At 62.8% G+C, this 22,086-nt stretch carries 22 protein-coding genes; 7 read left to right on the forward strand and 15 right to left on the reverse strand.

Translation table 11 applies throughout. The annotated features are described in order from the left end of the window. Positions 1 to 46 precede the first annotated feature (46 nt). The 3 genes from QMK17_RS15065 to QMK17_RS15075 all read right to left on the reverse strand — a co-directional run bounded on the left by QMK17_RS15065 (position 47) and on the right by QMK17_RS15075 (position 2,828). A complete protein-coding gene (locus QMK17_RS15065; RefSeq protein ID WP_283510167.1) occupies positions 47 to 892 on the reverse strand; it encodes a 3-hydroxybutyryl-CoA dehydrogenase in 846 nt (281 codons plus the stop codon). A gap of 5 nt (positions 893 to 897) precedes the next feature. After that, positions 898 to 2,064: an acyl-CoA dehydrogenase gene (locus tag QMK17_RS15070; protein WP_283510078.1), complete on the reverse strand. Its 1,167-nt coding sequence runs from the start codon at positions 2,062 to 2,064 to the stop codon at positions 898 to 900. Between the two features lie 113 nt (positions 2,065 to 2,177). Beyond that, entirely contained in the window at positions 2,178 to 2,828 is a 651-nt protein-coding gene (locus QMK17_RS15075; protein WP_283510079.1) for a TetR family transcriptional regulator, read from the reverse strand. Between the two features lie 77 nt (positions 2,829 to 2,905). On the opposite strand from QMK17_RS15075, the gene QMK17_RS15080 reads away from it, so the two are divergent. Continuing rightward, positions 2,906 to 4,297: an FGGY family carbohydrate kinase gene (locus QMK17_RS15080; protein WP_283510168.1), complete on the forward strand. Its 1,392-nt coding sequence runs from the start codon at positions 2,906 to 2,908 to the stop codon at positions 4,295 to 4,297. Between the two features lie 70 nt (positions 4,298 to 4,367). Here the strand turns inward: QMK17_RS15080 and QMK17_RS15085 are convergent, their stop codons facing one another. The 8 genes from QMK17_RS15085 to QMK17_RS15120 form a co-directional block, all read right to left on the reverse strand. Beyond that, positions 4,368 to 5,759, reverse strand: coding sequence for an MFS transporter (locus QMK17_RS15085; RefSeq protein WP_283510080.1), 1,392 nt, complete (start codon positions 5,757 to 5,759; stop codon positions 4,368 to 4,370). 168 nt (positions 5,760 to 5,927) lie between these two features. Further along, positions 5,928 to 7,010 carry an SDR family oxidoreductase gene (locus tag QMK17_RS15090; protein ID WP_283510081.1) on the reverse strand — a complete coding sequence of 361 codons (1,083 nt, stop codon included), beginning with the start codon at positions 7,008 to 7,010 and terminating at the stop codon, positions 5,928 to 5,930. 46 nt (positions 7,011 to 7,056) lie between these two features. Continuing rightward, positions 7,057 to 7,782, reverse strand: coding sequence for a sulfite exporter TauE/SafE family protein (locus QMK17_RS15095; RefSeq protein ID WP_283510169.1), 726 nt, complete (start codon positions 7,780 to 7,782; stop codon positions 7,057 to 7,059). Positions 7,783 to 7,860: 78 nt separating this feature from the next. Then, complete coding sequence (locus QMK17_RS15100; protein ID WP_283510082.1) at positions 7,861 to 8,871, reverse strand: ABC transporter ATP-binding protein; 1,011 nt, start codon at positions 8,869 to 8,871, stop codon at positions 7,861 to 7,863. Continuing rightward, on the reverse strand, positions 8,864 to 9,898 hold the full coding sequence (locus QMK17_RS15105; RefSeq protein WP_283510083.1) for an ABC transporter ATP-binding protein: 1,035 nt from the start codon (positions 9,896 to 9,898) through the stop codon (positions 8,864 to 8,866). Before QMK17_RS15105 ends, QMK17_RS15100 begins: the two co-directional genes overlap by 8 nt. Continuing rightward, entirely contained in the window at positions 9,895 to 10,878 is a 984-nt protein-coding gene (locus tag QMK17_RS15110) for an ABC transporter permease (protein WP_283510084.1), read from the reverse strand. The genes QMK17_RS15105 and QMK17_RS15110 overlap by 4 nt, the downstream gene beginning before the upstream one ends. 11 nt (positions 10,879 to 10,889) lie before the next feature. Beyond that, positions 10,890 to 11,819: an ABC transporter permease gene (locus QMK17_RS15115; RefSeq protein WP_283510085.1), complete on the reverse strand. Its 930-nt coding sequence runs from the start codon at positions 11,817 to 11,819 to the stop codon at positions 10,890 to 10,892. Positions 11,820 to 11,859: 40 nt separating this feature from the next. After that, positions 11,860 to 13,440 carry an ABC transporter substrate-binding protein gene (locus QMK17_RS15120; protein ID WP_283510170.1) on the reverse strand — a complete coding sequence of 527 codons (1,581 nt, stop codon included), beginning with the start codon at positions 13,438 to 13,440 and terminating at the stop codon, positions 11,860 to 11,862. A gap of 345 nt (positions 13,441 to 13,785) precedes the next feature. On the opposite strand from QMK17_RS15120, the gene QMK17_RS15125 reads away from it, so the two are divergent. Continuing rightward, positions 13,786 to 14,781 (forward strand): 2-hydroxyacid dehydrogenase, encoded by a 996-nt coding sequence (locus tag QMK17_RS15125; RefSeq protein WP_283510086.1) that lies wholly within the window; start codon positions 13,786 to 13,788, stop codon positions 14,779 to 14,781. Continuing rightward, the gene (locus QMK17_RS15130) at positions 14,778 to 15,173 is read left to right on the forward strand and encodes a universal stress protein (protein ID WP_283510087.1); all 396 of its coding nucleotides are present in this window, start codon (positions 14,778 to 14,780) and stop codon (positions 15,171 to 15,173) included. Before QMK17_RS15125 ends, QMK17_RS15130 begins: the two co-directional genes overlap by 4 nt. Before the next feature lie 71 nt (positions 15,174 to 15,244). On the opposite strand, the gene QMK17_RS15135 is transcribed toward QMK17_RS15130, so the two are convergent. Then, positions 15,245 to 15,658, reverse strand: a complete 414-nt coding sequence (locus QMK17_RS15135) for a hypothetical protein (RefSeq protein ID WP_283510088.1) — start codon at positions 15,656 to 15,658, stop codon at positions 15,245 to 15,247. Positions 15,659 to 15,838: 180 nt separating this feature from the next. Further along, complete coding sequence (locus QMK17_RS15140) at positions 15,839 to 16,213, reverse strand: cupin domain-containing protein (RefSeq protein ID WP_283510089.1); 375 nt, start codon at positions 16,211 to 16,213, stop codon at positions 15,839 to 15,841. A gap of 54 nt (positions 16,214 to 16,267) precedes the next feature. Between QMK17_RS15140 and QMK17_RS15145 the strand changes: the two genes are divergently transcribed. Beyond that, on the forward strand, positions 16,268 to 16,717 hold the full coding sequence (locus tag QMK17_RS15145) for a MarR family winged helix-turn-helix transcriptional regulator (protein WP_283510090.1): 450 nt from the start codon (positions 16,268 to 16,270) through the stop codon (positions 16,715 to 16,717). Positions 16,718 to 16,944: 227 nt separating this feature from the next. On the opposite strand, the gene QMK17_RS15150 is transcribed toward QMK17_RS15145, so the two are convergent. Beyond that, a complete protein-coding gene (locus tag QMK17_RS15150) occupies positions 16,945 to 18,006 on the reverse strand; it encodes a DNA polymerase III subunit beta family protein (RefSeq protein ID WP_283510091.1) in 1,062 nt (353 codons plus the stop codon). 137 nt (positions 18,007 to 18,143) lie between these two features. Here QMK17_RS15150 and QMK17_RS15155 point away from each other — a divergent pair, with 137 nt between their 5' ends. From QMK17_RS15155 to QMK17_RS15165, 3 genes are all read left to right on the forward strand, one after another. Then, positions 18,144 to 19,814, forward strand: coding sequence for an HNH endonuclease signature motif containing protein (locus tag QMK17_RS15155; RefSeq protein ID WP_283510092.1), 1,671 nt, complete (start codon positions 18,144 to 18,146; stop codon positions 19,812 to 19,814). Between the two features lie 53 nt (positions 19,815 to 19,867). Continuing rightward, positions 19,868 to 19,996 (forward strand): hypothetical protein, encoded by a 129-nt coding sequence (locus tag QMK17_RS15160; RefSeq protein ID WP_283510093.1) that lies wholly within the window; start codon positions 19,868 to 19,870, stop codon positions 19,994 to 19,996. A 229-nt stretch (positions 19,997 to 20,225) separates the two neighbouring features. Continuing rightward, positions 20,226 to 20,975, forward strand: a complete 750-nt coding sequence (locus tag QMK17_RS15165) for an alpha/beta hydrolase (RefSeq protein ID WP_283510094.1) — start codon at positions 20,226 to 20,228, stop codon at positions 20,973 to 20,975. 154 nt (positions 20,976 to 21,129) lie between these two features. On the opposite strand, the gene QMK17_RS15170 is transcribed toward QMK17_RS15165, so the two are convergent. Beyond that, on the reverse strand, positions 21,130 to 22,023 hold the full coding sequence (locus QMK17_RS15170; protein ID WP_283510095.1) for a LysR substrate-binding domain-containing protein: 894 nt from the start codon (positions 22,021 to 22,023) through the stop codon (positions 21,130 to 21,132). Positions 22,024 to 22,086 lie beyond the last annotated feature (63 nt).

Genomic DNA, 22,086 nt, shown 5'->3' on the forward strand with positions numbered 1-22,086 from the left:
CCACCGCAACCGTCCAACCGTTGCCATGGTCCATTCATGCTGTAGATCAGTACGAGTAGAAACCCTTACCCGTCTTGCGGCCGAGCATGCCCGCATCGACCATGCGCTGTAGCAAGGGCGGTGGCGCATAGTGCGGTTCACGGAACTCGGCGTACAGCGACTCCGCTACTGCCAGAGTGACATCGAGTCCGACGGTGTCGGTGAGGCGAAGCGGACCCATCGGGTGCGCACACCCGTTGACCATGCCGTCGTCGATGTCCTCGGCGCTCGCGAAGCCAGTCTCTAGCATTCGGATGGCCGAGACCAGGTACGGAATCAACAATGCGTTGACGATGAATCCGGCTCGGTCGCCCGAGCGAATCGTCTTCTTGCCCAGCGTATCTGCGGCGTACGAGGTGACGGTCGCTACTGTCTCTTCGCTGGTGACGAGACTGACGACGATCTCGACGAGCGGCAACACCGGCACCGGGTTGAAGAAGTGAACTCCGACGACCTTGTCCGGGCGCTGCGTTGCGTTGGCCATCTTGATGACCGGGATCGACGACGTGTTGGTCGCCAAAATCCCCTCGGGCTTCACGATGGAATCCAGCGACTTGAACAACTCGAGCTTCAGCGACTCGATTTCGGGGGCTGCCTCGACGACGAGGTCGCGGTCTGCGAAGTCATTGATGTCGAGCGTCAATGTGATTGCTGCACGGGCTTTTTCGGCGGCATCTGCTTCGATACGCCCCGACTTGACCGCGCGGGCAAAGGACTTGTCCAGCCGAGCTTCGGCTGCATCGACAGCGGCCTGGCTGGTTTCCAGGACTATCACCGACGAACCTGCGCGAGCAGCTACCTCGGCGATACCGGCGCCCATGGTGCCGCCGCCGATGACTCCTACCAATTCGATGGTGCTCATTTGAGCAGCGCCCGGGACATGACGACGCGCTGGATCTGGTTGGTGCCCTCGTAGATCTGGGTGATCTTGGCGTCGCGCATCATGCGCTCGACTGGGAAGTCCGTCGTGTAACCGGCTCCGCCGAACAGCTGAACGGCGTCGGTGGTGACCTCCATCGCGACGTCGGAAGCGAAGCACTTCGACGCTGCGGAGATGAAGCCGAGGTTCTTCTCGCCGCGCTCGGCGCGAGCTGCCGAGGTGTAGACCATCAGGCGGGCTGCCTCGACCTTCATGGCCATGTCGGCAAGCATGAACTGCACCGCCTGGAAGCTACTGATCGACTGCCCGAACTGCTTACGGTCCTTGGTGTAGGCGATCGCGGCGTCGAGTGCGCCCTGAGCCAGCCCGACGGCCTGCGCGCCGATGGTGGGGCGGGTGTGGTCGAGCGTCTCGAGGGCGGTCTTGAAGCCGGTGCCGGGATCGCCGATAATGCGATCACCGGGAATCTTGCAGTTTTCGAAGTACAGCTCGGCCGTCGGAGAGCCTTTGATGCCGAGTTTCTTTTCCTTGGGACCGACGACGAATCCTTCGTCGTCTTTGTGCACGATGAACGAGGAAATGCCGTTGGCGCCCTTGTCGGGATCGCTGACGGCCATGACGGTGTACCAATCGGACTTGCCACCGTTGGTGATCCAACACTTGGAGCCGTTGAGGATCCAGCCGTCACCGTCGGCTACCGCACGGGTGCGCATGCCTGCGGCATCGGAGCCGGCTTCGCGCTCGGACAGTGCGTACGACGCCATCGCGCCGCCCGCCAACGATGGGAGGACCTGCTTCTTGAGCTCCTCGGAGCCCTTCAGAATCAGTCCCATGGTGCCGAGCTTGTTGACGGCAGGAATGAGTGAGGACGAACCGCAGACGCGAGCAACTTCCTCGATGACGATGCAGGTCGCGACCGAATCTGCGCCCTGACCGTCGTATTCCTCGGGAACATGGATGGCGTTGAAGCCGGAGTTGTTGAGCGCGGTGAGGGCTTCCTCGGGAAAGCGCGCGTCCTCGTCCACGGCTTTGGCGTACGGAGCGATCTCCTTTTCCGACAGCGCACGAATCGCCGACCGCAATTCGTTGTGCTCGTCTGGAAGCTGGAAAAGATCGAAGTCCGGATTTCCGGCCATGGGTGCCACTCTCCTCGAGGCTCGTCGTGCAGGTGCGGCACTCGGTGCCACGTTCGAACTGACGATACCGACTATGCTGCGCGATAACAAGGAACCTGAAGGCACCGAGTGCCAGATGCGGGTCAGTCCAAATGTGCAGCCAAAGCATCGGCGACGGCATCGCGGGAGGCCCCGCGCGGGAACACTGCGACCACGACTTCGCCCGAGGCGGAACCGAAGCCCGCTCTGACCTTGGCCAACTCCGCCTGCAGGTCCGAGGTAGCGGTGTCCACGCCGTCGCGGATCATCCGCCGTAGAACGTAGTTGTGGGTTGCCGTCACCGATGCGCAGAACTGGATGGTCTCGAGATGCGAGTGCTCGGGGATCGCCTCACGGAGGTAGTCGACGAAGAGCCGTTCGTAGCGGAAGACTGTCACGATCTCGCGGTCACGCAGAGCCGGATTGTCGTGTACCACCTGGTAGCGGAGTCGGGCGTACTCCTTCCAGCCGGTGAAACGCTCGAACACCAGTTGCGCGGCCTCGCAGACTGCAATCCACGGATCGGGATGGGTCCCGGACAGGAATTCTGCTGCTTGGGCGAGCAAAATTTCGTGATCGGCGAAGATGACGTCGTCCTTGCCGCGGAACTGACGAAAGAATGTACGACGCGAAATGCCCGACGCCTCCGCGATGTCGTCCACGGACGTCGCGTCGTAGCCCTTGACGGCGAACAGGTCGAGGGCCTCCTTGGCCACAGCGAGGCGGAAGGCGTCGGGGTCCTCGGTGTCGCGCATAGCGAACAACGTAGTCCATGGAGGCCGCCAAGGTAGTCTGCGAGAACCAGGATGCACTCCCCGAAAGGTCCTTCGCCGTGGCGCTCGTTGCAGGAATCGACTCGTCTACTCAATCGTGCAAAGTCTTTGTGCGCGATGCTGATTCGGGTGAACTGGTACGTAGCGGGCGTGCGAGCCACCCCGCCGGTACCGAGGTCGACCCGAACCTGTGGAAATCCGCACTCGAGTCTGCGATCGCGGATGCGGGCGGCATGGACGACGTGGATGCAGTTGCCGTCGGTGCGCAGCAGCACGGAATGATCTGTCTCGACGAGTCGGGAGACGTCGTACGCCCGGCTCTGTTGTGGAACGACACTCGCTCGGCGTCGTCGGCACGAGATCTGATCGACGAATTCGGCGGCGCGCGGGCTTGGGCCGACGCAGTGGGTGTTGTGCCGCTCGCGTCGATCACCGTCTCGAAGCTCCGATGGCTCGTCGACAACGAACCGGAGAACGCGGATCGCACTGCAGCGGTGTGTCTTCCGCACGATTGGCTGAGCTGGCAACTCGGCGGCGCAGCCGGACTCGACACTCTTGCGACCGATCGTGGTGACGCGAGCGGAACGGGATATTTCTCGGCAGGCTCGAACAGCTATCGACAGGATTTGTTGGAACTCGGCATGCGAGGCCGTTCGCCGCGGCTGCCGCGCGTGGTGGGTCCCTCGGATCGAATCGGTCAGATGTTCTCGGGTGCCTTCATCGGACCCGGAACGGGTGACAACGCCGCAGCCGCACTTGGACTGGCCGCCGGGGTGGGCGATGTCGTCGTCTCCGTCGGCACATCGGGCGTCGTCTCCGCGGTAACCGACGTAGCAGCCGCGGACGCGTCGGGAATCATCGCGGGATTCGCCGACGCCACCGGCAGGCAGCTTCCGCTCGTGTGCACGCTCAATGCCGCGCGGGTGCTGGATGCGACGGCTTCGCTTCTCGGTGTCGATCACGACACGTTGTCGGCACTCGCGTTGTCCACTGCCAGCGAGGGTTTGGTGCTTGTTCCTTATCTGGAGGGTGAGCGCACTCCCAATCGTCCGGCTGCCTCTGGCGCCATTCACGGTCTACGGCTTGGTAATTCGACACCCGCTCACCTTGCACGGGCCGCAGTGGAGGGTCTGCTCTGCGGCCTCGCAGACGGCATCGACGCACTACGAGCCCAGGGAATCGAGACTCGTCGCGTCCTCCTCGTCGGCGGCGGTGCGAAGTCCGCGGCGCTTCGCGAGCTGGCACCGGCGATTCTCGGTGTGCCGGTGGTGGTTCCCGAGCCGGGGGAGTACGTCGCGGACGGGGCAGCGCGTCAGGCTGCATGGGCGTTGGCACGGACTCCGGAGCCCCCACAGTGGGCGTCGGCGCCTGCTCGAAATTATGAAGCGGATCCGACTCCGGCCATCCGCGAGCGCTACGCCGAGGTGCGGGATCTGACCGAAGGGCTCTGACTGGGCGGCATACGCATCCTGGCCCCGACCCTCCGTGTGGAGGGTCGAGGCCAGGGAGTCTGTTGCGGGATCAGCTCTTCGCGAGCTTCTTCGCTGTGGCGTGCTGTTCCATCTGCTCGAGGTCGGCGCGCTCGATCGGTCCGACGATGAAGGTGTAGGACACTACTGCTGCCAGGGCGCAGGCTCCGACGAAGATCAACGCCCACTCGTAGCTTCCGGTCGCGCCGACGAGGTAGCCGATGACGATGGGAGTGGTGATTGCTGCAACGGCGCCGAACGTGTTGAACACCCCACCGCCGAGGCCTGCGATCTCCTTGGGCGAGATGTCGGACATGACTGCCCAGCCGAGTGCGCCGAATCCCTTGCCGAAGAACGACAGTGACATCAAGGCTACGACCATCCAGGATGCATCGACGTAGTTGCAGACGATGATGGTGCTGGCCAGGAGTAGGCCTGCGATGATCGGAATCTTGCGTGCTGCCGTCTGCGATACGCCGCGGCGAAGCAGGGCATCGGAGACAAATCCTCCGCTCAGTCCGCCGACGAAACCGCAGATGGCGGGTAGAACGGCGATGAAGCCGGCCTCGAGGATCGTCATTCCGCGTTCCTGAACCAGGTACACCGGGAACCAGGTGAGGAAGAACCAGGTGATCGTGGTGATGAAGAACTGGCCGGAGAAGACACCGAGCATCATGCGGTTGGTGAGCAGCAGCTTCATGTAGCGCAGTTGAGAATTGCCGTCGGCCTGCGGCTTTGCCTCGGGCTGATCCATGTCGACGAGTGCGCCGCCCTCTTCGAGGTACTCGAGCTCGGACTTCGTCAGGCGAGGGTGCTGCTTCGGGCTGTAGATGACCTTGGTCCAGATGAGCGCAAAGAGGATGCCGATGCCGCCGATGACGATGAAGACGTGCTCCCATCCCCATGCGGTGACGAGCCACCCCATCAGCGGGGCGAACACGATCGTCGAAAAGTACTGGGCCGAGTTGAAGACAGCCGACGCCATCCCGCGCTCTTTCGCCGGGAACCACGCGGCAACGATGCGGGCATTGCCCGGGAATGCCGGAGCCTCGGTCAGTCCGACCATGAAGCGCAGGAAGAACAGCAGACCGATGGCCGTTCCCATCGAAAAGTTGCCCAGGAAGCCCTGCATCACAGTGAAACTCGACCAAGTGAGCACCGCGTAGCCGTAGACCTTCTTCGAACCGTATCGGTCGAGCAGCCAGCCGCCGGGGATCTGGCCGATGAGGTACGACCAGCCGAATGCCGAGAAAATGTAACCGAGCGTGACCGAGCTGATTCCGAACTCGGTCTGGATGGCATCGCCTGCGATCGAGATCGTCGCACGATCGGCGTAGTTGATCACCGTCACCGCGAAGATCATGGCCAGAATGGTGTAGCGGACTTTGCCGATACTCAGTACTGACGTCACCACCGACTTCTCGGCGGGCCTGGCTGTGGTCATGAAACTTCTCGCTTTCAGGGACGGGCGCGATTGACCGGAAGCGGAGTGTCCGGTGTCACATTCGTTCGCGAAAACGACACTACGCACAGGCATGCATGCACGTCCAAGCGTATTTGTGCATCCTTCGATGCAGCTTCGGTATCGACCGACCCAGCGACCCAGATTTGGTCAGGGAATGATTCGAGCCTCCCGGTAGCGCTGAACAACAGAGGCGATGCTGTCCGGGGTCGATCGAAATCCGAGGAATCCGGCCTTCTTGGCCTTGTTCATATCGGTCAAACACTCCATGTCGCGGCCGAGATCGCCGTCGGTGTGCCACCATGAAGCCAACTTCACGACGTCGGATTCGACCAGATCGTGTGTGTCCGCGATGCCCTTCCAGACCTGCGCCGCGTCGGACATCCGGGGCTCGAGCGGGCGCGGCTCGTCGCGGTAGCCCTCTGGTTCGACGCCGAACAGTTCGGCGAACCGAGGCCACATCCATCGCCAGCGGAAGACATCGCCGTTGGCGATGTTGAACGCCTCGTTCCGGCCGGCTGCGTCCGACGAGGCCCAGACCATCTGTTCGGCCAGCAGATCAGCGTCGGTGAGGTCCGTCAGCCCATTCCACTGGGTCGCCGAGCCGGGAAAGACGAACGGGGTACCGAGTTCGGCACAGATGGACGCGTACACGGACAGAGTCAAGATCATGTTCATCGCGTTGCCAACGGCAAATCCGGAGATCGTGTGCGCCCGATGCACACTCCATCCGAAATCGTATTTCGCGGCTCCGGCGAATAATTCATCTTCCTGCGCGTAGTAGAAATTCGGCGTGTCGAGACGTGGTTCGAATTCGTGGAACGGTGTTTCGGCCATGACGGCCTTGCCGTAGGCGTCGAACGGGCCGAGGTAATGCTTCAGCCCAGTCATCAGAGACACGTGTTCGACGGATCCGCCTGGTCCGAGGACGTCGAGAACATTGCGGAGGGTGGCTGAATTGACGTCGATGTTCTCCTGCTCGGAGTCCTTTTTCATCCAGGCGGTGAAGAACACCCTGTCGGGGCTAATCTCGGACAACGCATCGGAAAGACTCTGTCGATCGAGCAGGTCGGCGGCCACGGGGATCACTCCATCGACGGGGGTCTTTCCGCTCCGGCTCAGTCCGTAGGTGGTCCACCGGGCGTCCAGAGTGCGACGACACAGTGCTTGTCCGGAGATGCCAGTGGCACCGACGACCAGAACGCGGGGAGCTGTGTTGCTATTACTACTCATCCGATACGACTAACCAGTGTGGCGCGCTGCAAACGTCTCGCCGGGTTCATCGGAATGTTGCGAGCTGCTGGATGACCAGAACAGCTGCGCCCACCGTGGAGACCGAGATCGCGGTAATCCGCAGCCGGCGACGATCCATCACGCGATTCACGAAACGAGACAGTACATAACCGAGGATCGTTGCGGGAGCCAACAGAACGAACAACCACGCGGTGTGCCAGTCGACCGCGCCGGCCACAGCAAGCGTGATCAACGACAGTATCGAACCGACCAAGAAGAATGCGCTCATGGTGCTGCGCAGCTTGGCTCCGGTGTTGCGCTGCCACACCAGTGCCATCGGTGGGCCGCCGATCGAGGTAGCGGTGCCGAGAATGCCGGAGGCGGCTCCGGCCACCAGCAGGTTCCGTTTCCGAGGTAACGGAACCCAGCCGAGGGAGGTCAACACGATGCCGAGCAGGACAACGCCTGCAAGCATCAGCGCAAGCCCTTCTTCGGGAAGCGCCACCAGCAGCAGTGCGCCGACGATGGTGCCCGGCACGCGGCCCGCCAAAGCCCAGCCGGCGCCGGAGAAGTCCAATGCTGCGCCCTCGCGCAGCAGCACCAAGGCGCTGACGAGCGTCGCCAACATGATCAGCGTGCCCGGTACCAACGCGGGGTCGACGATGGCGACGATCGGTGCCGCCAGCATCCCCATCCCGAATCCGATCGACGCCTGCATGCACGAGGCGAAGAAGATGGCGAACGCGACGACCGCGAAGCCAGCAATCGACAGATCGGCAATCATCGGTGCATTCCGCAGGCTCCACGCACGGCAATCATCGGTGCATTCCGCAGGCTCCACGCACGGCAATCACGGTGCCGTTGCCACCAGTCCCAGGTCGTTGCTCACCAGCGGGTAGTGGCATTCAGCCATATGATCGGCCTCGTTGCGGTCCTTCCCAACAGGTGGTGCCTCGGATGCGCACAGGTCGGTTGCCTTCCAACACCGCGTACGGAAACGGCAGCCCGACGGCGGATTCAGGGGAGACGGCACCTCGCCCTTCAGCAGGATGCGCTCACCGCGCGAAGCCGCGTCGAGTTTGGGAGCCGCGGACATGAGGGCGGCCGTATACGGGTGTCTCGGACGGTCGAAAACCGACTCGGTGTTTCCCGACTCGACGATGCGGCCCAGGTACATGACGGCGACCCGGTCGGCGACGTGCCGGACGACAGATAGATCGTGCGAGATGAAGACGTACGAAATGCCCAGTTGTTGCTGCAGATCGTTGAGCAGGTTCAGAACCTGGGCCTGTACCGACAGGTCGAGAGCGGAGACCGGTTCGTCGCAGATGATGACGTCCGGGTTCAGAGCCAAGGCCCGGGCGATCCCGATTCTCTGACGCTGACCGCCCGAGAATTCCTGAGGAAATCGGTGCTCGTCACTGGGCCGCAGACCAACCAGATGCAGCAGCTCACGCACGCGTGCGGCGCGGTCTCGTCGAGTCTTGTAAAGGGTCTTGTGGGTCTGCCACGGCTCGCTGATGATGTCGGATGCATTCATCCGCGAGTTCAGTGAACCGTAGGGATCCTGAAACACCATTTGCACTCGGCGACGGAAGCCGAGAAGGTCTTTGCCGCGCAACGAGAACGGGTCGACGCCGTCGAAGTCCACGGTTCCCGAGTCGGGTCGCTCGAGCATCATCAGCGTGCGTGCGAGCGTCGACTTTCCGCAGCCGGATTCGCCGACGAGTCCGAGCGTCTCGCCGCGCCCAAGATCCAGATCGATCGCGTCGAGTGCGCGCAGATCGCCGCCGCCGGTCTTGAACGTCTTGTTCATGCCGCGGACAGTCAACAGCTGTTCGGATTCTGCAGTTTCAAACATGGGACACCTCGTTCGAGAAGTGGCAAGCGGAGAATCTTCCGTCGCCGACTGGTTCGAGAGTTGGACGAGTGCTGATGCAGATGTCCTGCACGAGCGGGCAACGAGCCTGATACACGCACCCCGAGGGAACGGAGTGCAAGTCCGGAGGGGTGCCCCCGATGGACGCGAGGTCCTCGCCTCGCACCGCATGTACGGGCACCGAATCGAGCAACCCCTTCGTGTACGGATGGCGTGGCTCGGCGAACACCTCGGACACCAGGCCGGTCTCGACAATATTGCCGGCGTACATGATCGCGACGCGGTCGGCTTCCTCGGCGACGAGTGCGAGATCGTGGGTGATGAGCACAACGGCCATGTCGTGCTCGGTCCGAAGATCGCGCAGCAGCGCCATGATCTGTGCTTGCACCGTCACGTCGAGAGCAGTTGTCGGCTCGTCGGCGAGCAGAACCGAAGGACTCAGTGCCACTGCCATCGCGATGAGGAGTCGCTGACGCATACCGCCGGAGAACTGATGCGGGTACGAGTCGACGCGGGACTCCGGCTCGGGGATCCCGACACGTGTCATCAGCGAGATGGCCTCCCGCTTGGCCTCTTTGGCGCTCATACCGCGATGGATCCGGAACGGTTCGGCCAGTTGCGTTCCCACGGTGTACACGGGGTTCAGCGCGGTCAGTGCATCCTGAAAGACGATGGCCAATTCGTTGGCGGCGAGGTGGCGTCTGATCTTTTTCTTGGCGGTCACGAGGTCGACTCGGCCATGTTCATCGCTGCCCAGTTCAACCGAGCCTTCGGTGATGTCGGCGATTGGCTCCAGCAGTCCGACGACGGCCTGCGCCGTCATCGACTTCCCGCATCCTGATTCTCCCAGCAGTGCGAGGGTTTCACCGCGACGGGCATTGAACGACACATGGTCCACGGCCCGAATGATTCCCGACGGCGTGCGGAGGTCGACCGTCAGATCGCGGACTTGCATCGCGACTCGGTCGGTATCGGGATTCTTCTCCCTGGCGACTGCAGGTGCACTCATGAGACGACCTTTCGGACAGGAAGGAGGCGAGACTTCTTGGAGCGGGGGACGTTCAGTCGCCACCGCTGAGCTGGATCGGTAGCGATACGCGCCCACGCGGCGAGTACCGTCGCGGACACCGTGGTGAGCACGATGGCCAGGCCGGGGAAAAACGACAGCCACCACGCGGTCTGCAGATACGTCCGACCCTGCGCGACCATCAGGCCCCAGCTGACATCCGGCGGCTGAATTCCGATGCCCAGGAAGCTCAGTGAGGACTCGGCCAGCATGACGAAACAAAAGTCGAGGGTGGCGACGGTGAGCAATGTCGGTAAGAGAATCGGTGCGACGTGGCGCCTGATCACAGCGCCGCTCGACGCCCCGAACGTGCGGGCGGCGTCGACGAACAATCTGCTTTGTAATTCTGCGGACTCGGCGCGCGCGGTGCGCAGATAGATTGGGATCCGGGTGATGGCCAGTACGAGCACGATGTTCGCGGCGCTCGGTGAAAAGACGTACAGCACGACGACGGCCATGAGCAGCGACGGGAAGCTCATGATGACGTCGGCGACTCGCATCGCGGAGGTCTCACGCCAGCCGCGGTGATAACCGGCCCACATTCCAATGACCGACCCGATGATCGCGGACAGCACGACGGCGGGGATCGCGACAGACAGTGTCGTCCGGCAGGCAACGACCAGACGGGCGAACATGCTGCGACCGAGCGGATCGGTGCCCAGCACATTCATCCATCCGGTGTCGAGATCGAACGGCGGAAGATTGGAGCGGTCGAGGTCCTGATCGGTGGCGGCGTCGCCGACGAGCATCGGACCGAAGATCGCCGTCAGGAAGACAAGAACGAGGATCGCGGCGGCGACGGTAGCGACGCGGTCACGCAGCAGCAGCTTCCACAAGGGCGCCGAACTTTTCCGCGCGACCGGCTGGGTAGGTGGAACACTTTCGGGCTCGGATGTTTTGGGTGCTTCGAAGTCGAGTGACATGTGCTTATCTCCTAGACCTTCACCTTGTCGCGAACGCGAGCATCGAGCAGTGCGTAACAGGCATCGATAGCGATGTTGAGAATGAAGATGCTGACGGCGGTGAGCAATACGGCTGCCTGCAGAACCGCGAAGTCGCGCTGCAGAATCGCGTCGATCATCAGCTTGCCGATACCGGGCCATCCGAAGATCGCCTCGACGACGACGGCTCCGTTGACCAGGCCGACCATGAGGTCACCGGCGACGGTGAGCGCGGGAGCGGCAGCGTTGCGAAGCGCGTGGTGGGTGACCACGCGCAGGTCCCCCGCGCCCTTGCTGCGGGCGAGGCGAACGTACGGTGCGGACAGCGCCGAGACCATCGCGCCGCGGACCACCTGCGTCAGCACACCGAGTGGGCGGATCAGCAGGGTTGCGATGGGCAGGATCCACGAGAGCATGCCTGCGTCGACGCCCGAGGTGGGCAGCCAGCCGAACAGGATCGCGAACACATAGACGCCCATGATCGCGAACCAGAAGTCAGGGATGCTTGCGGCCGTCATCGACAGCAGACTGGAGATTCGGTCGGCCAGCGAGTTCGGGCGGTACGCAGCCCAGCAGCCGATGACGATGGCGCCGACGATCGCGAGGAACATCGTCATGAAGGCGAGCTGCAGTGTCGCGGGGAAGGCGCGCAGTGCCATCGCCGACGCGGCTTCGCCTGTACGCAAGGAGGTTCCGAAGTCCAGATGGATGACGCCCTTGAAGTAATCGAGGAGCTGCGTCAGGAGCGGGTCGTCGAAACCGTTGCTCGCCCGGAACGCCTCACGCTGTGCCTGCGTCGCGGACTCCGGAAGGTACAGGCTGGTGGGATCACCGGTGAGGCGGGCGAGAAAGAAGACACCGATGAGAACGACGAGAAGCGGGACAAGGCTGGTGTAGATCCGGCGACGAAGGAAACGGAACATCTTCTCAACGCCTTCCGGTGAGTGATGTGGTCATGGTGCCTCAATCGGTTTCGGTGGGGTCGGCGTGAGTCATGGCTGCGAGATGCATCTCGTCGACGGTCGCGGAGTTCGGCGTGTAATCCACCGACGCGGATTTGGCGAGTACACCGTTCATGTGTGCAATGAACGCCATCTGCATGATGTCCTTCGGCTCGTCGGCGAACAATTGTCCGTACGCCTCCTGACGTGCCTCACCGGTCTTCTCCCCGGCGTCGTTGACGCGCTCGTCGAATTCTGCTGTGCCGCCAGCGCTCTGGAATCCGTCACTGCGCATGTACTGGTCTGCGGTGAATGCCGCGTCCCCGGCCTGGTTGCCGTGCTGAATGATGAGTAGATATGGGCCTACATCGGGGAAAGGCCGTTCTTGGTATTCCGCGGTCCCGGCCGAGTCCGTCATCTCGATCGAGACGTTCATGCCCAGTTCGGACAATGCGTTCTGGATGACCTCCAAGGTCTCGTTGACTTTGGGGAACTGCCCGGTTCGACCGATCATCCGAATCTCGGTGTCGACGGGAACTCCGTCGGCTCGCGCTTCGTCGATCAACTGCTGTGCCTTTTCCGGGTCGTATGGCCAGGGCTGCAGATCCTCGTTGAAACCGATGACGCCCTTGGAGATCAGTTGCTCCGCAGGCGTTCCCAGACCGCGGAACAGTGCCTTGACGATCCCGTTGCGGTTGATCGAATAGTTGATCGCCTGCCGCACGCGAATGTCGTCGAGAGGTGGTTCCTCGAGTTGGATGCGCACGGCCGTGGTCTCGTTGTTCGGGTAGGCGACGCCGAGGTCGCCCGCCCCGTCCTCGGGCCCGAGGGATGTCGCGAGGTCGGCTTCGCCGTTGAGCACCATCGAGGCGCGGACGCTGCCCTCGCTACGCCACTGGTAATCGGCGCGTGAAAACTCGGGTGCCTCGCCCCAGTAGGTGTCGTTGCGGACGAGCGAGAGTCGCTGGCCGGCGTTCCAATAGTCGATCGCGTAGGGGCCAGTGCCGACGGGCTCCCGAACTCGTTCGGTCATGCTGGTGGTTCGCGGCACCATTTCGATGAAGGAAACACGCAGCGGCAGGATCGGGTCTGCCTCCGGTGATGCGACCGTCAGGGTGAGCGGGTCGATCACTTGGACGTCGAGGTTGGCATCGCCGAACACGTAGCCCTCCACGTTGCACGCGAGGTCCGAATTGACGGTCCGTTCGATGGAGTGCGCCGCGTCTGCGGCTTCGAAAGGCGTGCCGTCGCTGAAGGTGACGCCGGGGTGAAGCTTGATCGTCCACTGCCGGTCGGAAGTCAGTTCCCACGAGTCTGCGAGCTTCGGTTCGAGATCGCCGGTGGCGGGATTGCGTTCCATGAGCGGCTCGGTGATGTTGGACCGGGTGACGACGCCAATCGCCGTCATCGACACGTCGCAGGCCTCTAGGGTCGGCGGTTCCTCTTGCAGCACGATGCGCAGCGTGTCAGCGCTTGCAGCATCACCGTGGTTCGAGTTCGCGACCGAGCAACTACTGACGATCAACGAAAAGCTAAGTGCGCCAGCGAGGATGATCGCTGCACGCTTGGTCTGTCCCTGCTGCACTGCTCGTGCAGGGCTCATGGTGACCTCCAAGGGGAATGTGATGTGCGCCAGCTGTTGAGCGGCGCTCAAGTCTGTGACGGTAGACACACGGTAGGAGTGGTGGATTGCGCCGTCAACTGGGGTTACGGCCGTATTCGGGCAGTTCTGTGGGTCACAGTCGGTGATAATTACAACTTTGAATCACACTGGTGCACGTCTGACCTGGTGAAATGGGGCTCGAGTAGCCATGAAGGGTTCCCCTTTGACTGCATTGCAATGCCGTTTCGGTATCAATCCATGTTATTTACGTGTTGGACAGGTATCAAGAAGCGGCATAACGTACTCGCAAACGCGCATGCGTCACCGAGGGTGAGGAGATGGACGATGACGACGATTGGCTCGGAGAAATCTGCAGGGGCGCAACGGGACTCGGTGGCAACCGGACGCGTCTTACGAGTGGGGCCGCTGAAGCCGTCGTTGATGGAGGCACTGGCCGCGAATTACGACGCGCTCGTGCTTCCGGACGGCGACGACCGCGCAGACTTCCTCGCTCTGCACGGTGAGTCGATCACTGCTGCCGTCACCTCCGGCCGCACCGGCGTCGATGCGCAGCTCATGGCCGAACTCCCCAACCTCGGCGCCATCGTCCACTTCGGCGTCGGGTACGACACGACAGACGTCGACGCTGCGGTCGAGCGAGGCATCGGCGTCAGTAATACCCCGGATGTTCTGACGGACTGCGTTGCAGATCTGGCCATCGGCTTGTTGATCGACACTGTTCGTCAGGTGTCGTACAACGACCGGTACGTCCGTGAGGGCCGGTGGGTCTCCGAGGGAAACACGCAGCTTGCGCGTCAGGTCACCGGCATGCGAGTCGGGATCATCGGACTCGGGCGTATCGGCGGGGCAATTGCCGACCGGCTGAATGGTTTCCGCTGCCCCATCAGCTATCACAACCGCAACGAGATCGACGGCTCCCCATACACGTACGCGGCGACGCCGAAGGCTCTCGCGGGCGGCGTGGACGTGCTGATCGTGGCGGCGTCGGGCGGTGCGGGCACTCGCCACCTCGTCGACCGTGAGGTGCTCGACGCCCTCGGACCGCAGGGATACCTCATCAATGTGGCTCGCGGGAGCGTCGTGGACGAGGATGCTCTCGTGGAGACGCTTTCCGGTGGCGGGCTCGCCGGGGCGGGCCTGGATGTTTTCGCCGGCGAACCGCTGGTGCCCGACGCATTGCTCGGTCTCGACAACGTCGTCCTGCTGCCACACGTGGGCAGCGCGACCGTCGAGACGCGTGCTGCCATGCAGGCGCTGACGCTGCAGAATCTCGACCAGTTCCTCGCCGACGGCACCCTGACGACGCCGGTGACGCGATGAGCGTCGTAGTCGGCTACTCGCCGACCGCCGAAGGTAAAGGCGCACTGCCCTTCGCGTTCGGGGAAGCCTTGCAGCGCGGAACCGATCTGATCATCGTGGCCGAGGACGACAGTGCATCCGATGCCGGTTTCGACGCCGTGATCGAATCTGCGCGCGAAGAGGCAGGCGCCGCCGGTGTTGTGGTGCAGGTGCAGGACAACGAGAAGGGGCGCTCCCACGCCGACAATCTGATCGATCTGTCGTTCGGTGAAGGTGTTCAGCTTGTCGTGATCGGGATTCGTCGACGATCTCCCGTCGGAAAGCTGTTCATGGGCAGTGTTTCTCAGCGGGTTCTACTCGAGGCCCAATGCCCGGTGGCCGCCGTCAAGCCGCCGGTGGGGTTGCCGAAGTAGGTACCCTTGTCAAGATCGAGGTTATGCGCGGATCTTTGTCGAATTCGATGCACAACCTCGATTTCGTCGTTTCAGGTCGTGTGCCAGCCGCGGATAGCGGCAACGAATTCCTCCGGTGCGTCCGACTCCATGTAGGTGCCTGCACCCTCGACGATCACGGTCTTGCGCTCGGGGAACGTCGCTTCCAGTCGTTCACGCTCTTGCGGGCGAAACGCGATATCCGCATCACCCCACACGATCAAGGTCGGTAGTTGGGCAAGGTCGGGGAGGCCCGCCTCCAGCGCGGTGAAGAACTCTCGGCTGGCGAGTATCCGGCCGGGGAGCACGGCGGAGGCCTGTCGACGCTCCGGGGTGTCGAGAGCCAGCCTGTAGTGGGCCGTGTCCGGATTGGCGCCGGTCTCACATGCTTTCCAGTCGTCGCGCGATTCTAGCGCCGCCGCTCCTGGCCCAGCCGCATGCTCGACTCCGAGACCGGCACAATGCATGATGGTCCCAACGCATTTCGCAAATCGACGTTGATCAAATGACTGACCCGCTTGCTCAGAAACTTGATCGTTGGCGGGCTCGGAGCGGGCGCGTGGGCCGCGAGTGTCCACCGCAGGCGGGTGGCCGGACTGAGATCGAACTGCACGAGTATTTCCGTAAGTCGTTGAACTAAAACATGTTTAACACGTCCATGGGGGTGTTATGGTTCCGCCGTCGGCAGTGATGGCGGTCAAGCCCGCCGATGTCGTCACCCATAGCGAGGCGGTAGTGATACCCGGGTTGTCGAGCTGGACTGTCGCCGCCTCCGGAACCAACACAACATCTCCAAACGAGAGTTGAAATCGCTGCTCATCCAGGGTTATCGCGGGTGAACCCTGGAGCACGAGAAAGACTTCCTCGTGCGAGACGGCATGCGGCGCACCGACAGTGCCGGGTCCGAGATCTGTGCGCCAAGCGCACAGCTGTCGACTGCCGAGGGAGGGAGCTACATAGGAGTGAAATTGTGTGCCGTGCAGTTGGTGGGTGCGATGGTCCCCACTTTTTCGGATCGGCATGTCGAGTTCCTTTCGTCAGTTCAACTGTCTTAATTGGACAGGTAGGCTGACCATATGTCAAGGAACGAACCACGTGCCGATCTGCTGATGTTGCTGATGCGCAGCGCGTCAGCCCTTGCCGAGCAGATCAACGCTGCCGTCGTCGCGGATGGCCATCCGACGCTACGTCCGGCGCATGGTCTAGTACTTTTGCGAGTGACCGGCGACGGGGCAACCGTTAGCGAAATTGCCGCCTACCTGGGCATCACGAAACAATCCGCAGCTGTGATCGTCGACGAGCTGGTCGCATCCGGGTACTTGAGCAAACACCCACACCCGTACGATCGCCGTTCGCAACTAGTGCGACTTACCTCCGCCGGTGCCGACGTGACCGCAGCAGCTACAGACGCAGCCCTCTTCCTTTGGAACGCAGCGAGCACGACGCTGGGTGCAGACACGATGGCATCGTTGGTGCACGCGCTCGAGGAGATTGGGAAAGGCGGCACACCACGCCCTGTCTGGTGATTCGAATAGGTTGCTCAGAACAGCTTTTCGCCTCTGTCGGATGCGCGGGGGCGACGCCACCAGTGTGTTGGCAATCGGCAATGGTGTCGATCTCCTGCAGCGTTGTCGATTCTGACTACGCCTCGTCACTTGAAGGCCATGCGTCACGACGGATGCTCTACGCTCGGGCCGAGACGGTGTTTTCCTCTGCCGGGCGCCGACGGCATCGGTGATTGCGTCCATGATTGTTATTCGCGGATCTCCCCGGGACCTTCGGTAGGCATGGCGAGCGTGGTGAGATCGCCGTGGTCGGCGGACCGAATGGTCGCAGGCTGGTCGGGTGCGCGCAGGTCGATCAGGACGTCCGCTCCGATCGCGGTGCTGACAGCCGGGTACAGAGTTGTCATCTCGAACCAGATGTCGATCGGTGGGCCGGTCATGTGCGCTGGAAGGTCTATCTCGTTGTCCGCGAGCGTTATTGTGGACTCGCCGACGCGGAGCAGGATTTGATCGGCCGGGCATTCTTCCAACGCCCGGAGGAAGAAAGCCTTGGAGATCGCGACGCGAGTGGCCGCCGGCGGCAGGGCGTCGAGCATGAGCTTGTAGTCGGGGAAGGTTTCCGTCAGCAATCGGCAGCGGCGTGTACCGCGTTGTGCCATCTGGAAGTAGACCTCGTGCTCGCCGGCGTCGATTCGGACCAGCGTGGACCGGCGAAGCTCAGCCAGGCAGCCTCGTAGATCGTCGGCGTCGATGGTTCCGGACCAGCTGTCGGCGGACTGATCGACGGGCTTCAGGGATCGCGTGGACAATCGATATCGGTCTGTCGCGGTCAAAGTTACTGTGCCGGTCTCTACTTCGAGGCGGATGCCATTGAGGGCTGCCCTGCCCGGTTCATCCGTGGTGGCGGTCAGGATCTGCTCGATCGCGGCCGTCAGAACAGGTCCGCGCAGGGTGGTCACGTACTCGGTGGTCCTGGGATTCAGAGAGGCCTTGATGACCGCGGCCAGACGCCTAGCTTCGGCGGCGTCCTCGAGTACAGTGCCGACGTGTTCGTCGACGGCGCGGATGATCTCGTTGCGGTCACTCTCGAGCGTGGTTTTGGCGGCGGTGAGCGGCATACTGATCTCGCGGAGCCGTCGGAGCAAGATTGCGCGATCGAGTTGATCTTCGCGATATAACCGATACCCGGTGGCCCGGTCGACCTCCGCCGGCGGTAGGAGCTCGCAATCGTCATAGAAGCGTAGAGCGCTCGTCGTCAGACCGCATTGTCGGGAGAAGGAACCGATCGACATCAACTCGGAATTGGGCACCTCGTCATCATCGGGCCTCGACCTACTCGAAGGTCAAGTGGTGCAGTGCTGCTGCATCCGGGCGGCCACGAGTTGCGCGGTTTCGGAATCGAACTGGTGTTCGAGTTTCTGTCGGTGGGTGCGGTTATGTTGATCGCATGCTTTCGGGGGAGAACGTCGCCGGCCTCGCCGACGACCTAGGGGTCGCCACACCGCGTGGTGTGCTGCCGATCGCCGACCCGTGTCTGCTCGATGCGGTGGTGTCGATGGAGTCGGCGTGGGTCTGCGTCGCTGCGGTGGCGTCGATCGGGTTGCTCGACGCCGACAAGCGGGCCTTGATGGTGCGGATGGAAACGTTGTCGCGGGCGATGTACGGCACTTCGCATACCTGGTTGACCGAACTGATCGATTCCGATGGGTTGGCGGTGATGCCGGAGAAGAAGAATCCGTCTCGTCTGGCGTCTCTGTTGCGGATCAATGCCGGGGTCGCCGGTAAACGCATCAGGATCGCGGCGAAGATCGCGGTGCGGCGGGCGATGACGGGTGAAAAGTTGGATCCGGTGTTGCCGACGACGGCAGTTGCGCATACCAGCGGGGAGATCGATGCCGCGCATGTCACGATCATCGACAAATTCTTCGGCGATCTGCCCGAAGGCGTCGATCACGAGTCGCGGGTGCAGTCGGAGTTTCTGCTCTCGGAGTTGGCGAAGCAGGTGTCGCCGGAGCAGTTGCAGGTTGCTGCGGACCGGCTACAGACTCTCTTGGATCCGGATGGGTCGCTCAGGGATGAGCCCGATCCGATCGCGAAATGTTTCTTCCGGTTGGGGAAGCAGGATGCCGAGGGGTTGAGCAAGGGCAGTTTCCTCATCGACGCCGAGTTCCGGGCGTATCTCGAAGCGCTGCTCGCCAAACTCGCCAAGCCGGGCAATTGCAACCCCGACGAGCCGAAGCCTGTGGTCGAGGACGAGCCGGGCGAGCATGAGCCGGACGGTGGTTCAGGTGATCGCCCGGACGCGAAGCCGGGGAATCCGACACTGTTCGACGGTCCCAGTCCCGGTCCCGGTCCTGGCGGCGGCGATTCCGGCGGCACAGGCGATTCCGACGGCAGCGGCTCGGGCGGACCCGGCAGCGGTGAGTCGGGAACCACTCCGCGCGACACCGTCACCGATCCCGACATGCAACGCCGCGCCGGACGCGATACCCGCACCCAGGGGCGACGCAACCACGACGCCGTCAAAGCTGTCCTACGCCAGATGCTCGCCTCCGGCACCCTCGGTGAACACCGCGGCCTGCCCGTCACCGCGATCATCTCCATGACCGCCCAGGATCTGGAAACTGCCTGCGGGCACGCTGTCACCGGTACCGGATCGTTGATCCCGATGCGCGACGCGATCCGGATGGCCTCGCATGCCCATCAGTACCTCGCGGTCTTCGACGACGCCGACGGCCGCGCTCTCTACCTCGGTCGCACCAAACGCATCGCTACCGCCGATCAACGGATCGTGCTGATCGCCCGCGACCGCGGGTGCAGCTTCCCCGGCTGCACCCGCCCCGCCACCTGGTCGCAGGTCCACCACATCGACGAGTGGGCCTCCGGGGGCAACACCGACGTCGATGCGATGACCTTCGGTTGCGATATCCACCACGCCCTCGTCGGGGATGGCTCCCATGATTGGGCGACCACCACCACCGGCCCAGGACATCCCACTCCTGGGCGTACTCAGTGGCATCCCCCCGGGAGTGTCGATCCCGATCGCCGCGGGGTAGTGAATCATTTTCATCATCCACAGGAATACCTGTACCACGACCCCGAGGACCCCGAGCCGTAATCCGGGAACCCCAAACCGCAAGCGGCACAGGAATACCTGTGCCGCCTACAGTCATGCCCAGACCGTATATCTATCCCGAGCCAGGCGGCTGGCAGCCCGCGTCACGCACGGCCAGAACCGGAATGCTCGCCGTCCTGAAGTTCTGGCCGTCCTATCGGTCGACACCCAACGCCGCCAGGTGACCCAGGCCGACGGTGGGGGGTGGTTCGCCAAGCGGCAGGGCGAGCCGAAAAAGTATTGGACCCCACGCCTCCGGAGTTGGTACCGTTCGCGTGACGGTGACTTCGCTGGAGGAGGTGAGACCCATGAACGCAAGGACATGTGGGTGCTCCCGCTCGGAGTTCACGGTTCGGCGACTGAAGTAGGTGTCGCCGGGAGCGCCTCGAACAAGGCAATCCGAAAGGCAACATCATGCACTTCATATCCGATACATCGTCGGCCGGCGTCACCGAACGTGAGTTCCTGCTCGACGGCATTCCCGGCGTGCTCTGGTCGCCGACCGCCGACACCGACACGGCCGCATCGCCCCTGATCCTGTTGGGCCATTCAGGCGGCATGCACAAGAAGGCACCCGGGCTGGTTGCTTCTGCGCTTCACTGCGTCAAAAATTACGGGTTCACCGTTGCCGCCATCGACGCGCCCGGGCATGGTCAGCGGCCGCCGAACCAGCAAGATCTGGCCTGGCGCGAAGCGATTCATACGGCCAAGGCGGTGGGCGAGACGATTGCGCCGATCGTCAGCAGCTACAACGCCGCGCTAGCCGAGCAGGCGGTACCCGAATGGCGAGCAACACTCCATGCCCTCCAAGTGCTCGGCGGGATCAACGCCGACGCACCCGTCGCCTTCGGAGGCGTCAACCTGGGCGTTGTGACCGGGTTGATGCTGTCGGCGGTCGAACCTCGCATCGGCGCCCTGAGCCTCGGTGAAGTCTTCGTCGACGACACTCTTCTCGAGGTGTCCGGAAAAGTCACTGTCCCGCTGGAGTTTTCGATGCCGTGGGGCGGGGAGCACGTCGACAATGCAGCCGGAATCGCGCTGTTCGATGCCTTCGCCTCGGCCGAGAAAACGCTGCACTTCAGGTCGGGCGCACGCTACCCAGTTCCCGAATATGTGCACGACAGCACGGCCCGGTTCTTCGTGCATCACCTCGGACTGACATGAGCGGCGCCCAGCTCTAACCTGTCTCGCGCTGGACTATGACGTCGTGTATCGAGACGGCGATTCACCTACTCCAGCCGAGATCGAAGTTACGCGGCGAAATCCACCCAAATCGCGACATAGCCTCGATCTCGGCGGGAGACATTCAGAGCGGAGCTCAGGTCCACTCCCTCGCAGGCAAGACGTCAGCCATGAAGCGGTGCAGCGCCGGGTTTTCGTTGTCGATACGCCACGCGGCATCGAGCTCCACGGGCCGCTTCGGGGTCGTGGCGATATTGCGGAAGACCACGCCGTCCGGTTGCAGGGTTTTCGCTGATGCAGGCACCAGCGCCATACCGATGCCGGAGCGAACCAGAACCAGCATGGTGTGCACCTGCGTCACGTACTGCACGTAACGAGGCCGTACGCCGACAACGGTGAACGTGCTGATCAGCAGCTCGTGGAAGTAGCGTGCATCAATTGGCGAATACATGATGATCGGTTGGTCGTCGAAATCTGCAATGGTCAACGATTCGAGCTCGGCGAGTGGGTGGTCGACGGGAATCGCAGCGACAAGTGCCTCGTGAAGCACCGGTCTCGAGGCGATCCCTGGTCGCTTCAAGGGCGGCCTGGCGAGCCCTAGATCGAGGTCGCCGATGGCAAGTGATTCCATCTGAACTGCCGAGACCATCTCGCGTAGAACAATTTTCACATCCGGCAGCTCCTGGCGGGCCTTCTCCAGCAACTGGGGCAGCACCGCGTGCGCGGATGCTCCCGTGAACCCGACGACGACCGTCCCCAGGTCGCCGGTGGGGACGCGGCGGACAGTGAGGACAGCGCCTTCGGCGAGATCGAGAATGCGCCGGGCATCGGGTAGAAACGCAAGCCCCGCGGCGGTCAGCGTGACCGACCGGCTTGTTCGGTCGATGAGCCCCACGCCGACTTCGCTCTCGAGCTGCTGGATCTGCCGGCTCAGCGGTGGCTGCGTCATGTGCAATCGTTCGGCGGCGCGACCGAAATGGAGTTCCTCGGCGACGGCGATGAAGCAGGTCAGCCGGTTGAGCGAAAACAACTCATTCACTCCTTGAATCGCACCTGATCGATAACACGTTAAGCGAGTATCAATCTAACGCAA

The organism is Rhodococcus sp. G-MC3 (assembly GCF_030063335.1).
In the GTDB taxonomy this organism is placed as follows: domain Bacteria; phylum Actinomycetota; class Actinomycetes; order Mycobacteriales; family Mycobacteriaceae; genus Rhodococcoides.